This is a genomic window from Rothia sp. 11273D007AR, assembly GCF_053547255.1.
This window is the reverse complement of record NZ_JBPPWJ010000013.1, coordinates 40,910-52,915: the sequence shown is the minus strand read 5'-3', so window position 1 is coordinate 52,915 and position 12,006 is coordinate 40,910. Positions and strand designations below refer to the sequence as shown.

Below are 12,006 nucleotides of genomic sequence, written 5' to 3'. Positions count from 1 at the left end.
GGGCCGGGTAAAGCTCATAGGCTTTTCGTGGGTCTTATCGGCCGGTCTTGGGGGCGAAGATCTTGGCGATAGTACGGGCAATGAGGTTCAGCACCATCACGATGATGATGAGGATGAGCGCGGCGGCCCAGGCGCGGGTCTCGGAGACGGACGCGGCGGTGGGGCTGGTGGGCGTCATGATCTGGTAGTAGATGTAGGTGGGCAGGGTTGCCATCCAGCCGCTGAAGGCATTCCAGTTGATGGAGGTGACGAAACCTGCGGTGACCAGAATCGGAGCGGTTTCACCGATGACGCGGGCGATCGCCAAGGTCACACCTGAGGCGATACCTGAGATAGCGGTAGGGATAACTACCTTCATAATAGTGCGCCACTTGCGCACCCCCAGGGCGTAGGAGGCCTCACGCAGCTCGTTGGGTACGATACGCAGCATTTCTTCGGCGTTACGCACCACGGTAGGAATCATGAGGACGGACAAGGCCACGGCTGCTACCAGGCCCATGCGGTTCATGGGGTTGCCCGATACCAGGGCAAAGAAGGAAGCTGCGAAAAGACCCGCCACGATGGAAGGGATGCCGGTCATGACGTCTACGAAGAAGGTGATGGCCTTGGAGAGCCATTTGCCCTGGCCGTATTCCACCAGGTAGATAGCGGTCAGCAGACCAATGGGTACCGAGATGACGGTGGCCAGCAGGGTGATTTCCAGGGTACCGATGATGGCGTGGTAGATACCGCCGAATACGGGGCCTTCACCGGCGGCTGCGGCGTTGTCGTGGACGCCGGTGACGCCCTTCATGGAGGTGCTCAGAAAGCTGCCTGAGAGGCCAGGAATACCCTTAGAGAGTACGGTGTAGAGCACCGACACCAGGGGGATGAGGGCGATGAGGAAGGTGCCGTAGACCAGGTAGCGGGCAAAAGCGTCCTGTCCCTTGCGCTTACCTTCGAATGAGGTGACGGCCAGGGGGCCGGCGATGACGAAGATGAGGCCGGCGAAGAGGGCGAAGGTGGCGATGGTAAAGCCGGTCAGCGCACTGGCGGCGGCACCCAGGATCAGGGCGCCTGCACCGACAGCCAGGGGGAGCCATTTGGGGGCCTGGCGGCTGGCGAAACGGGATGAGGTGGTAGCTACAGACATTAGTTAGCTCCTGAGAAGTCCTTGTAGCGGGCCACGATCATGCGGGCCAGGATGTTGACGATGAGGGTGATAACGAAGAGCACCAGGCCGGCTGCAATCAGCTCAGACATGCGCAGGCCGTAGGCTTCGGGGAAGTTGAGGGCAATTTCTGAGGCGAAGGTCTGGTTACCGGACTTGATGAGGGAGGCGGTGAGCGGGCCGGACGCCAGCACCAGGGTCACTGCCATGGTTTCGCCCAGGGCGCGCCCCAGGGCCAGCATAACGGAAGAGATGATACCGGTGCGGGCGAAGGGGAAGACGGTCATGCGAATCATTTCCCAGCGGGTCGCGCCCAGACCCAGAGCTGCCTCTTCCTGCAGGGTAGGGGTCTGGATGAAGATTTCGCGGCACATGGAGGTGATAATCGGCAGAATCATAATGCCCAGCACGATGCCCGCAGTCAGAATGGTTTTACCGGTTTGTGAGGCGGGGCCTTCGAAGATAGGGATGAAGCCCAGGTAGGCGGCGAGCCAGTCGTAGAAGGGCACGATCTTGGGGGCCAGTACCGAAGCGCCCCAGGCACCGAAGATAACGGAGGGGATGGCGGCCAGCAGGTCGATGACGTAGCCGATACCCTTAGCCAGCTTGCGGGGGGCGTAGTGGGAGATGAACAGAGCCACGCCGATGCCGATGGGGGTTGCCAGGAGCAGGGCGATAGTCGAGGCGATGAGGGTGCCGATAGTCAGCGGGATGATGTACTGAATAAAGCTGCCGCTGGTGAGGTCTGCTGGGTCTGCGGTGAAAACCGGCAGGGCCTGGGCGACCAGGAAGATAGCGACAGCTGCCAGGACGATAAGAATAAGGACGCCGGCGCCGAGGGAGATACCCGAGAAGATTTTATCTGCCGCCGGGTTTCCTACATCGGGAAGGTCCTTGGTTTTCGCGCGGGCGCTGCTGGTGCCCGACTGCGGTGCTGCTGTGGTTGACATGGGAATGTGAAACCTTTGTCGTTTTGACGCGGGTCAAGGTGCGACCGGGTGGGAAACCTGGCCGCACCTTGATGAACGCGGTGTTACTGGGTAACGGTGATGGATTCGATAGCCTTCTGAGCATCAGCGATGAGGGCGCTGGTCAGGGGGGCTGACTGGGCTGCATCGGCGGCGTCCTGCTGACCCTGCTCGGAGACTACGTAGTTCTCGTAGGCTTTGACCAGGGTGACGTCGTCTTCTGAGGAGTAGCCGGAGCAGACGATGTGGTAGGAGACCAGAACAACGGGGTAGGCGGTGGAGTCATTGGGGGTGCGGTTGATGTTGATCGCCATGTCGTTCTCGTTCATGCCGCCGACGCGCTCTGAGAGTTCAACGGTCTTGGCAGCGGCATCTGCTGAGAGTTCAACGTAGGAGTCACCGACCTTGACGTTGACCTTGCCCAGGTCGCCGATGGCTGAGGCGTCCGCGTAAGTGATAGCACCCTCGGTGGATGAGGTGGTGGAGACAACACCGGAGGTACCCTTGTTGGATTCACCGGCGTACTGGGAGGGCCAGTTGCCGTCTGCCTCTACGTCCCAGGCGCCGTTAGAGGCGGCAGCCAGGTACTCGGTGAAGTTCTGGGTGGTGCCGGAGTCATCCGAGCGGTGGACAACGGTAATCTTAGTGTCGGGCAGGGTAACGCCTTCGTTCTGTGAGGCGATAGCTGCATCGTTCCAGGTGGTGATTTCGCCCTTGAAGATCTTGGCGATGGTTTCGCCGTCCAGGTTCAGGGATGAGACGCCCGGCAGGTTGAAGGCTACGGCTACGGGGGAGATGTAGACGGGGATGTTGATGGCGCCGCCGTCACCGCAGACTGCCTTTGATTCTTCCCATTCGGTGGCCTTGAGAGCGCGGTCTGAGCCGGCGAACTTAGCGCCACCAGCGAGCAGGGCCTCGCGGCCTGCACCGGAGCCGTCCGGTGAGTACTGTACGGTGCCGCCCAGGTTAGCGAAACCGGTTTCCCAAGCGGTGATTGCTGCCTGCTGGGATGAGGCGCCGACGCCGGTCAGGGGGGTGGAGGGCAGGGAAGCTGCGCTGGAGCCTGCGTCTGAGGAGGTGGCGGTGCCGGTTGCATTGTCTGAACCGCAAGCGGTGAATGCGAGTGCGCCTACAGCTGCAAGTGAGCCCCAACGAGCAAGTGACTTAGCCTTCACAGGTGATTTCCTTTGAGTTTGTGTGCCCTACCCTGTCTCGTGTGAGAACTGTGTGAGACGGTGAGTAGGAAGGGAACGGTGTCTAACGCATCTGACTTTAGGAGCGTTAGGTAGCAGGTGGGCTAGCAGTGGGTGAACGGTGGGTGAACAGGGGGCGCACAGTTAGGGTTAAGGACGCTGGCGGTCGGGTTGAGGCCGCAGGTTTAGAATGGTGGGTATGGGTTTTGGTCAGCAGGTTGAAAGTTTAAAGAAGCGAGCTCGGAATCATAGTCGCCTGGGCTGGCAGCGTATGAAGGACGGCTTTTTCCAGTCTCTTCAGATTGTGGTCTCGGGTATCGGGGCCTATCTTTTTGCGGAGAAGGTGCTGGGGCATACCGAACCAATTTTTGCGGCAACCGCTGCCATTGTTTCTCTGGGTTATATCACCGGCGCTACCCATGCCCGCCGCATCCTAGAGGTGTCGTTTGGTGTGACCCTGGGCATCTTGATGGGTGATATGATGATGCTCGCCCTGGGTCGGGGCATCTGGCAGGCAGGGCTTGTGATGTTCCTGTCTGTTATGCTGGCCCGTTTTTTGGATAACGGTATTATTTTCACGATTCAGATGGGTCTGCAGTCCTGCCTGGTGGTCTTGCTCCCGCCGAATATTGACGGGCCTTTTGCCCGAAGCCTAGACGGTATTGTCGGTGGCCTGTGCGCTTTTTTGCTCATGTTCCTCTTCCCGAAAGACCCGCGTCGCACCCCGCGTGAGAACGCTAAAACCATGATGGGTTCTTTTGCTGCGGTCTTCCGCGATGCAGGTGAGGCCATGGAGCACTACGACGGCAAGGAGGCCTGGCATGCCCTGGCGTCTGCCCGTCGTCTACAGCCTCTCTATAACACCTGTGAGAAAGACATTATTACCTCAAAGGGCATGGCCCAGCTGGCCTGGACGGGCCGGTCTCATATGAAGGAGCTCGACCGCTATTCCCAGGCCCTGAGCAAGATTGACTACGCTATCCGCAACACCCGGGTGCTCAACCGCCGACTCGCTTCAACCATCAATAACGTGCAGATTTCGCAGGAGGCTATCACTTCTATCGCTGAGGCCCTCAAGAGCATTGGTGGTGCGGTGGAGGTGCTGGGTGAGGGTATGTCTGCCCCTGATGCGAGCGTCCGTAATGAGCGCAAGGTCAAGGCCCGCCAGGACCTATCGCAGCTGGCTGGGCAGCTAGAGCCGCACCTGATGGGTGTGCGCACGATGGAGGCCGAAGCCCTGGTGCTGATGCTTCGCCCCCTGGTGGTTGATCTTTTGGAGGCTTCGGGGCTGACCCACCAGCAGGCAGTGGATATGCTGGTACCCCTGGGGGATTCCATGACGGAGCACGCCCCCGCCACGACCATTCTGCCGGTGCAGGCAGGTGCGGACGCCGGTGGTCAGCAGGGCTCTCACCAGCAGCGGGTGGAGCAGAAGCATCGAGACGACACCCGTCAGCTCACCACGGTGCTGCGAGCCAAAGACCGGGCTCCGATTCGGGAGATTCGGGAGGCCTCGGTGAGGGACCCCCGCAGTATGCCAGCCGTACCGCCGGCAGGAAACGGGGCGGACGCGTCCGCCGGGCTACGTGAGAGCGCCGCTAGAGTCGAGAAGCAGCAGGCTCTGAACACGGCCCAGCTGACCGTGATCGAACAGAACCTCAAGAAGGAGAAGGGCAACTAGCCCTGACCGGGGAAGAGCAGAGCCAGGGCCTCCCCCAGCGAGGCGACCTCGCGCACCGATACTCCGGCGGGCACGTCACCCACACCGGCAGGTGATGCGGGCACAATCACGTGGGTGAAGCCCAGGCGGCCGACCTCGGCAATCCGCTGGCGGATGCCGGGAACAGCTCGTACCTCACCCGCTAGACCGACCTCGCCAAAGACCGCCAGCTTGCGGGGCAGAGGCTTGTCTTGGGCGGCGGAGGCCAGGGCGATGACGCAGGCCAGGTCGGCGGACGGCTCAGAAATCTTAGCCCCGCCCACCGTTGAGATATAGCAGTCTAGCTTGCCCACGTTGAACCCGGCCCGCTTCTGGAGCACAGCCAGCAGCATAGAGATGCGGGAGCTGTCGAGACCGCTGGTGGTTCTTCGGGGCTGCGGGGTGGCGCTGGTGTCGAGCAGGGCCTGAACCTCGGCGAGCAGGGGGCGGCGGCCCTCCATGGTGACGGTAACGCAGGTGCCCGAGACCGGGTGCGGGGTGCGGGAGACAAAGAGACCCGAGGGGTCGGTGACGGGGGCGATGCCGTCCTCGTGCATATCGAAACAGCCCACCTCGTCAGTGGGGCCAAAGCGGTTCTTGATAGCCCGCAGCATACGAATAGGGGTGTGCTTATCGCCCTCGAACTGGCAGACAACATCGACCAGGTGCTCCAGCAGGCGGGGGCCAGCGATAGTGCCCTCCTTCGTCACGTGGCCCACCAGCAGGGTGCACATGTTGCGGCGTTTAGCGGCGGCAATCAGCGAGGCGGCCACCTCTCGCACCTGGGTGACGCCACCGGCGCTCCCCTCGACCTCAGATGAGGCCAGGGTCTGCACCGAGTCCACAATTAGCAGGTCAGGGTTGACCTGTTCGATATGGGCCAGGGCGGTGCCGAGATCGGTTTCGCTGGTCAGGTAGAGGGTATCGGCCAGGGCACCAATGCGGTCGGCGCGGAGCTTGACCTGGGCCGCAGACTCTTCGCCGGTCACATACAGGACGTTGTGGGGCTTTCCCGTTGACTCACCGCGGGCAAAGGTAGCGGCTACATCGAGCAGTAGGGTGGACTTACCGACGCCGGGTTCACCGGCCATGAGAATCACTGCCCCGGGCACCAGGCCGCCGCCTAAGACACGGTCGAACTCCGGGTTGCAGGTGCTCATGTAGTGAGCCACGGTGGAATCAACCCGCCCAATGGGCTGGGCGGGCGTCTGCACACTCGATGCCACGGTGGTTTTCGCGGCGACCGGTCCGACGGCTTCTTCTACGGTGCCCCAGGACTGGCATTCGCCGCAACGCCCCACCCATTTAGCGGTGGTCCAGCCGCATTCGGTGCAGCGGTAGGCGTTAGCGGAGCGTGAGCGGGTTGTTTTACGGGTAGCCATATCAACAGCATAAGGCCGGTGGCTGACACTTTAAGCACGGCTAGCTACCGCCAGTAGCCAAAGCCTACATAAATCTCTCTAAGAGCGAGCTTTCGGCCATGCGGGAGAGGGATTCTCGAATCACGCGGGCGCGCTGTTCACCGATGCCCTCAACAGCCCGCAGGTCATCGAGGCTGGCGGCCATGAGCGACTGCAGGCCGTCAAAGCGGTCGACCAGGCGGTCAGCAACCGCCCCGGGCATGGACTTGATACCGGCCAGTAGGCGATGGCCGTGGGGGTGTAGCGGTGCATCCAGCTCTTCGCCCAGCCCCGCGGTACGGGCGATGGTCAGGGGGTCAATGATTTCCTTATCATCGAGCTGAATCAGGGCATCTACAGCAGCCTGAAGTTCCTCAGGGGTTGTATCTGCTGGGAGGTAGTCGCGCAGTACAACCCAGGTGGCGGGCAGGTTATGGGTCGTCAGTTCTTCCAGTTGCAGGGCAACCAGGCGACCCACGTTGCCCAGCTCCACCACGTAGTGGCCCGCTTCAACGGTGATTCTACGAACCATCTCCATGCGCTGCAGGGTGCTCGCTACATCACGCAGGGTCACGTTGGCTTCGATTTCTAGGGAAGAGAGCTGATGGAGCACCTGTTCTAGGCGTTCAGTGTAGCTATCAAGGGTACGAATCGCCTGGTTGGCACGGCTCATGAGCGACTGGGTATCTTCAACCGTGTAACGGATTCCCTCAGTGTAGACCGAAATCAGGGACATAGACGCGCTCACCGCGATGACGGGGAAGCCGGTTTGTTTTGCCACACGTTCTGCGGTGCGGTGGCGGGTACCCGACTCATTGGTATCGATGGACGGGTCGGGTAGCAGCTGCACTCCTGCCGCCAGCAGGGTGGAAGCGTCCTTGTCGCAAACAATCGCGCCGTCCATCTTGGCGAGCTCCCGAACGCGGGTGGCAGAGAATTCGGTGTTGATAGCAAACCCGCCCGATGACATCTGCGCTACGGTCTTATCGCTGCCCAGCACAATCAGCGCACCGGTGCGGCCGCGCAAGATTCGTTCCAGGCCCTCGCGGAGTTCGGTACCGGGGGCGATTTGGGCGATTGTTTTCAGCAGAGATTCACTATAAACCGTTAGCACTCCACCAATTTTAGTGCACAGAGGGGCTAGAAACGGCACCGCCCCGGCACGCGCAGGGCGGGCCGGGACGGTAGCGGTCTGTGAGGCTAAGGTTCTTAGCCGGTGACGATGATACGGACGGGCTGTGAGGTCACGCCGTTGACGGTTGCGGTTGCCCAGTAGTAGCCGGGCTGGATGGTTGCTGAGGTGTTGCAGCCCAGGACGTTGAGGGAGCGGTTCCAGGTCAGGGCGGTGGTGTTGGTGGCACCTGCGGCAACTTCGGCGTCTTCTACGGGGTTGGCGTAGCACTGGGCGTAGTTGTAGACCTGGGCGGGGCCGGAGGTGATGTTAACGTCTACGTTGTTGGCGCCGCCGGTCACGATGCAGGGGTTACCCGAGGTGTTGGTGTAGGTAACGGCCAGGGCAGGGTTCTGGCCCGCTGCGTAGCTGTTGCGGTCGGCGGTTAGGCTTACCTGTAGGTCGGCTGCGGTGCAGGCGGCCGCAACAACCTCGGTGGGTGAGGCGGACGCAGTGGGTTCAGCTGATTCGCTGGGCTCAGCGGACGCGGTGGGCTCGGCTGATTCGGTAGCCTCTGCGCTGGCGGTGGCTGATTCATTTGCGTCGGCTGACGCTGATTCGGTGGCGCTTGCGGAGTCGCTGGGCTCAGCGCTTTCTGAGGGGGTCGCTGATTCGGTAGCGCGCTGACTAAAGTCGCTGAAGGCTTCAGCGCTGGTGGAGGTACTTGCTGTGGCGGTTGCGTTGTCGGAGCTGTTACCGCGACCTGCTAACCAGCTGATGAGGCCGATAATGAGGAGCAGAACTAGGACCAGAATAAGCAGGGCAACAATGCGGCGGCGGCGGTAGACCTCGGGTGAGACCTCTTCCACCTGTGAATCAACGTTTTCAGACATACATCTAGAGTACCTTTTTCTATGCCGCCTGCGGAACTTTTGCGCCGTATTAGCTTGCGTGAAGGCCGGTGCTTTAGAGTGTTGGGGTGTCTTTTACTTTGCCGCTGAGCCAGCTGACTCCCCAGGAACTTGAGAACCTGCACACCGAGATTAACGGGTGGTATTTAGAGAACCGCCGTGACCTGCCCTGGCGCACCGGGAGCAATACTCCCTGGGAGGTGATGGTCAGCGAATTTATGCTGCAGCAGACTCCGGTTAAGCGGGTCTTGCCGGTCTGGGAAACTTGGTTAGAGCGCTGGCCCTCCCCGGCTGATTTGGCGGCTGAAGATTCGGGCGAGGCTGTGCGTGCCTGGGGACGCCTGGGCTACCCCCGCCGAGCCCTGCGGCTGCATGCTGCGGCCCAGGCTATCGTTCAGAAGCACGGTGGCCAAGTACCCGGCAGCTACGAGGAGCTGCTGGCTTTACCCGGTGTAGGTTCATATACCGCTGCGGCTATATCTGTGTTTGCCTTTGGGGCGCGGGCCACGGTGATTGATACTAATATTCGCCGGGTCCATGCCCGCCTTATCTCGGGCAAGGCGCTGCCGTCTAAGGCACTCACAGCAGCCGAAACCCGTTTAGCTGACGAGCTCATGCCCGCCGATCTGGCGGCGTCCTGCCTGTGGAATGTATCGGTCATGGAGCTGGGAGCGCTCGTCTGCACCGCTAAATCCCCGAGCTGCGAGCGCTGCCCGGTGGTGGATTCCTGTGCCTGGGTTGCGGCAGGACGCCCCGAGGCCGATTATGTACCTAAGGGCCAGGCCTGGGCCGGTACCGACCGCCAGTTGCGGGGTGCCATGATGGGCGTGCTGCGCGCCGCCCAGGAGCCGGTGCCGGCCCAGCTGCTGACCAGTGTGGGGCGGGTAGATATGGTTGTTCCCGAGGGCCTTGTTCCTGCTGTTGCGAAGCTGCGGGCGCTCACTCCCCCGCCGGAGCAGGTTGAGCGCTGCTTCTCGGGGCTCCTGGCGGACGGCCTCGCCCGGCAGGTTGAGGGCGGCAGGGTCAGCCTCTAGCTGGTTCTTAAATTCACTACGCCGCACTTCCCAAGAGAATCGCTGCGAAGGGGATAACCACTCCGGCGATGAAGGAGAAGAGGAAGTAGCCTCGCTTGAAGACCCCGTGCTGGCGGGGGTAGCGCACCCCGTTTGCGTATGTGCCTGCGATGAGCAGAATAAGAGACAAGAGTTGAGCGGAGGGAATAAGGAGCACAAAGACCAGTACCGGGTACCAGGGCTGGGCGAAGAAGCCCGGCCGGTAGTTGAGGTAGACCTGACGGCCGGTGGTGTCGTAGTGGGTGTCTGTTCTCTTTAGCATGTCAGTCTCGCTTCTGCGGTGCCCTCGCTGTCAATGGAAAAGTTCACGCAACGGGTGTAGCCATAGCTGTTGAGGCTGGTGCGGTTGAACTCCCGCACCACCGATACCCGGGCTGTCGAACCCTTTTCTTCCCATATCTCAGGCTCCCTGTCGTAGACCGAGTTATCGCCAAGCAGGGAGAAGCTGGATGAGGTGTAGGTGAGGTTGCTCAGGTAGGTGATGGCAGAGCCGTCGGTACACCAGCCCAGGGAGAAAACAGTGGTGGTCAGGTCAGAACCCAGCAGGTTTTCTTCTGTCACCGGGGTGCTCGCCTGCCAGCACTGATGGTCTGCATAGAGAGCGGCTTCTTTTTCGGTGATCTTATCGCGAGTTGATCCCGTCACCAGGTTGCTGACGCTCCAGGAGTTCACCGATACAAGTAGGGCACCGTCATTATTCTGCATTTGGTCCCAGTTCTTCATTTGCTGGCTAGAGACAAGCCAGCCCAGCAAGAGGGGCAGAATAATCAACACGGCGGTACATACCCGCCCTAGCAGGATGGTGTGATGCCTCGTTTTCATGATTCTCCTCGCTTTCTCTCCGAGGCTAGGGGCGCGCGTCCGTCACGCTCACCCCGGTCGCTAAAGTGAGCACCAGGTGCACCACGGGCAGGAGGGCCACAAGCACCACCGAAAGATAGAAGTAGACCGGGTAAAAGACCTCATAGACCCTGGGGTAGCGCACCCCGTGGGCATAAACACCAGCGGCTAGCACCAGCCACAGGGCTAGGGGCTGATTTACGAGCAAAAGCAGGAGCAGGGTCAGAGGATAAACCCAGGTCGCAAAGAGGCCGGGTACTGTCTGCAAAAAGACCGGGCGACCATTCTCAGCCAGAACCGTGCCGGGTACCTGCTCTAGGTCTAGTTGGGGACGCACGAGAGCTCTCCTTCCGCTGTACCCTCAGCGTCGAGGGTAAAGGCCACGCACCGTTCGAAACCGTAGCTCGGCAGGCCGCTACTGTTATTCACCATACGGCTAATAACCGTGCGGTATGACTCGGGGGAATCCAGCTCATAGGCCAGTGAATAATCGGGGTTAGCAGGCGGGTCTGAGCGCATGTTAGGGCCCTCGTAGTCAACCGTGGTGGCATCCTGCTGGTAGACGATGCCGCCGTCCTTCGCGCACCAGATAACGGAGAATTTATGGGCCAGAAGCTCCTTGCCCAGAATATTCGTTTCGGCCACGCGGGTGAAGGCCTGCCAGCACTGGGCGTCAGAATAGCCGGGTACTGCTGCCTTGCGGGTCACCGTAATGTGTTCAATAGGCTCACTGCTCGGTGAGCGCCCTAACGTTGAAGTTCCCGCCAGGAAAAACGAGGCAACAACGGCGAGCAAGAGGCTCAAGCCGAGTGCGGCGCCAGTAACAATGCCGGGTCGCTTTTTCTGACGGTATGTTCCCTGTAAATCCTGATGATTCATGGTTCACACCTTTCAGAAGTTGTGAACTAGATTACCTTAAAAGCCGGGCATATTCTAGACCTATAGAAGGAAAACCTCCAACCCAGCCCCCTAGATTTCCAGAATCATCCGGGTATTTCCTAGAGTATTGGGCTTCACCCGGGCAAGGTCAAGAAACTCCGCCACACCCTCATCGTGCGACCGCAGCAGCTCCATAAAAGTCTCAGAATCAATCTGATCCTGGTTCTCCATCACCCTAAACCCCTGCCGTCTAAAGAAATCAACCTCAAAAGTCAGGCAGAAAACACTGGCTACGCCAAGCTGCCTAGCCCGCTCTACCAGCGCAGCGACCAGGGCGTGCCCCACTCCCCGACCGCGTGCCGCGGGAGCTGCCGCCAGCGTCCTAATTTCAGCGATATTCTGCCACATCACGTGCAGGGCCCCGCAGCCAAGAACCTGCCCGGCGGCGTCCTCAACAATAAGGAACTCCTGGATAGCCTCATAGTAGGCCACAGCTTCTTTATCAAGCAGGATCCCCTCAAGTGCCAGCGGGCGCACCAGGGCTTGGATAGCGGGTACATCGTGCACGGTGGCGGGGCGGACGGTCACATCTGTCATTCCTCAAGGCTACTGCCCTGCCCACCCGGGAGCCAAAGCCCCGTGAGACGCAAAACCGCTTAAACAATAAATCAGCCCCCGACCGCCAACCGGCGCGGGAGCTGATTTACATCATTACACACACATACACACAAGAGTCTTCTTGTCCTAAAGTTGCCCCACACACCGGGGCTTTATCGCTTCAG

Annotated in this window: 13 protein-coding genes; 2 read left to right on the top strand and 11 right to left on the bottom strand. The window is 60.6% G+C overall.

The window, feature by feature from the left end:
* Positions 1–34: 34 nt before the first annotated feature.
* The 3 genes from pstA to ACED88_RS08400 all read right to left on the bottom strand — a co-directional run bounded on the left by pstA (position 35) and on the right by ACED88_RS08400 (position 3,293).
* On the bottom strand, positions 35–1,132 hold the full coding sequence (gene pstA / locus ACED88_RS08410) for a phosphate ABC transporter permease PstA (protein WP_237211904.1): 1,098 nt from the start codon (positions 1,130–1,132) through the stop codon (positions 35–37).
* Positions 1,132–2,100, bottom strand: a complete 969-nt coding sequence (gene pstC / locus ACED88_RS08405; RefSeq protein ID WP_449109330.1) for a phosphate ABC transporter permease subunit PstC — start codon at positions 2,098–2,100, stop codon at positions 1,132–1,134. Before pstC ends, pstA begins: the two co-directional genes overlap by 1 nt.
* Before the next feature lie 83 nt (positions 2,101–2,183).
* Positions 2,184–3,293, bottom strand: coding sequence for a phosphate ABC transporter substrate-binding protein PstS (locus ACED88_RS08400; RefSeq protein WP_449107935.1), 1,110 nt, complete (start codon positions 3,291–3,293; stop codon positions 2,184–2,186).
* A gap of 289 nt (positions 3,294–3,582) precedes the next feature.
* On the opposite strand from ACED88_RS08400, the gene ACED88_RS08395 reads away from it, so the two are divergent.
* Entirely contained in the window at positions 3,583–4,992 is a 1,410-nt protein-coding gene (locus ACED88_RS08395) for an FUSC family protein (protein WP_449109329.1), read from the top strand.
* Here ACED88_RS08395 and radA read toward each other — a convergent pair.
* The 3 genes from radA to ACED88_RS08380 form a co-directional block, all read right to left on the bottom strand.
* Positions 4,989–6,392, bottom strand: a complete 1,404-nt coding sequence (gene radA, locus ACED88_RS08390) for a DNA repair protein RadA (protein WP_449107933.1) — start codon at positions 6,390–6,392, stop codon at positions 4,989–4,991. The genes ACED88_RS08395 and radA overlap by 4 nt on opposite strands.
* A gap of 64 nt (positions 6,393–6,456) precedes the next feature.
* Positions 6,457–7,524: a DNA integrity scanning diadenylate cyclase DisA gene (gene disA, locus ACED88_RS08385; protein ID WP_449107932.1), complete on the bottom strand. Its 1,068-nt coding sequence runs from the start codon at positions 7,522–7,524 to the stop codon at positions 6,457–6,459.
* A gap of 95 nt (positions 7,525–7,619) precedes the next feature.
* Positions 7,620–8,414 (bottom strand): hypothetical protein, encoded by a 795-nt coding sequence (locus ACED88_RS08380; protein WP_449107931.1) that lies wholly within the window; start codon positions 8,412–8,414, stop codon positions 7,620–7,622.
* Positions 8,415–8,500: 86 nt separating this feature from the next.
* Here ACED88_RS08380 and ACED88_RS08375 point away from each other — a divergent pair, with 86 nt between their 5' ends.
* Positions 8,501–9,466 (top strand): A/G-specific adenine glycosylase, encoded by a 966-nt coding sequence (locus ACED88_RS08375; RefSeq protein ID WP_449107930.1) that lies wholly within the window; start codon positions 8,501–8,503, stop codon positions 9,464–9,466.
* A 16-nt stretch (positions 9,467–9,482) separates the two neighbouring features.
* Here ACED88_RS08375 and ACED88_RS08370 read toward each other — a convergent pair whose 3' ends face one another.
* The 5 genes from ACED88_RS08370 to ACED88_RS08350 all read right to left on the bottom strand — a co-directional run bounded on the left by ACED88_RS08370 (position 9,483) and on the right by ACED88_RS08350 (position 11,821).
* Positions 9,483–9,767, bottom strand: a complete 285-nt coding sequence (locus tag ACED88_RS08370) for a hypothetical protein (protein ID WP_449107929.1) — start codon at positions 9,765–9,767, stop codon at positions 9,483–9,485.
* Entirely contained in the window at positions 9,761–10,327 is a 567-nt protein-coding gene (locus ACED88_RS08365; protein WP_449109328.1) for a hypothetical protein, read from the bottom strand. Before ACED88_RS08365 ends, ACED88_RS08370 begins: the two co-directional genes overlap by 7 nt.
* 25 nt (positions 10,328–10,352) lie before the next feature.
* A complete protein-coding gene (locus tag ACED88_RS08360; RefSeq protein ID WP_449109327.1) occupies positions 10,353–10,682 on the bottom strand; it encodes a hypothetical protein in 330 nt (109 codons plus the stop codon).
* Positions 10,667–11,224: a hypothetical protein gene (locus ACED88_RS08355; RefSeq protein ID WP_449109326.1), complete on the bottom strand. Its 558-nt coding sequence runs from the start codon at positions 11,222–11,224 to the stop codon at positions 10,667–10,669. Before ACED88_RS08355 ends, ACED88_RS08360 begins: the two co-directional genes overlap by 16 nt.
* Positions 11,225–11,314: 90 nt before the next feature.
* Positions 11,315–11,821 carry an amino-acid N-acetyltransferase gene (locus tag ACED88_RS08350; protein WP_449109325.1) on the bottom strand — a complete coding sequence of 169 codons (507 nt, stop codon included), beginning with the start codon at positions 11,819–11,821 and terminating at the stop codon, positions 11,315–11,317.
* Between the last annotated feature and the right edge of the window lie 185 nt (positions 11,822–12,006).

Excerpts from the sequence above, each read along its gene's own strand:
- ACED88_RS08370 (WP_449107929.1), bottom strand. The coding sequence starts at position 9,767 with ATGCTAAAGAGAACAGACACCCACTACGACACCACCGGCCGTCAGGTC.
- ACED88_RS08355 (WP_449109326.1), bottom strand. The coding sequence starts at position 11,224 with ATGAATCATCAGGATTTACAGGGAACATACCGTCAGAAAAAGCGACCC.
- ACED88_RS08350 (WP_449109325.1), bottom strand. The coding sequence starts at position 11,821 with ATGACAGATGTGACCGTCCGCCCCGCCACCGTGCACGATGTACCCGCT.
- pstA (WP_237211904.1), bottom strand. The coding sequence starts at position 1,132 with ATGTCTGTAGCTACCACCTCATCCCGTTTCGCCAGCCGCCAGGCCCCC.
- radA (WP_449107933.1), bottom strand. The coding sequence starts at position 6,392 with ATGGCTACCCGTAAAACAACCCGCTCACGCTCCGCTAACGCCTACCGC.
- ACED88_RS08365 (WP_449109328.1), bottom strand. The coding sequence starts at position 10,327 with ATGAAAACGAGGCATCACACCATCCTGCTAGGGCGGGTATGTACCGCC.
- ACED88_RS08395 (WP_449109329.1), top strand. The coding sequence starts at position 3,583 with ATGAAGGACGGCTTTTTCCAGTCTCTTCAGATTGTGGTCTCGGGTATC.
- ACED88_RS08380 (WP_449107931.1), bottom strand. The coding sequence starts at position 8,414 with ATGTCTGAAAACGTTGATTCACAGGTGGAAGAGGTCTCACCCGAGGTC.
- pstC (WP_449109330.1), bottom strand. The coding sequence starts at position 2,100 with ATGTCAACCACAGCAGCACCGCAGTCGGGCACCAGCAGCGCCCGCGCG.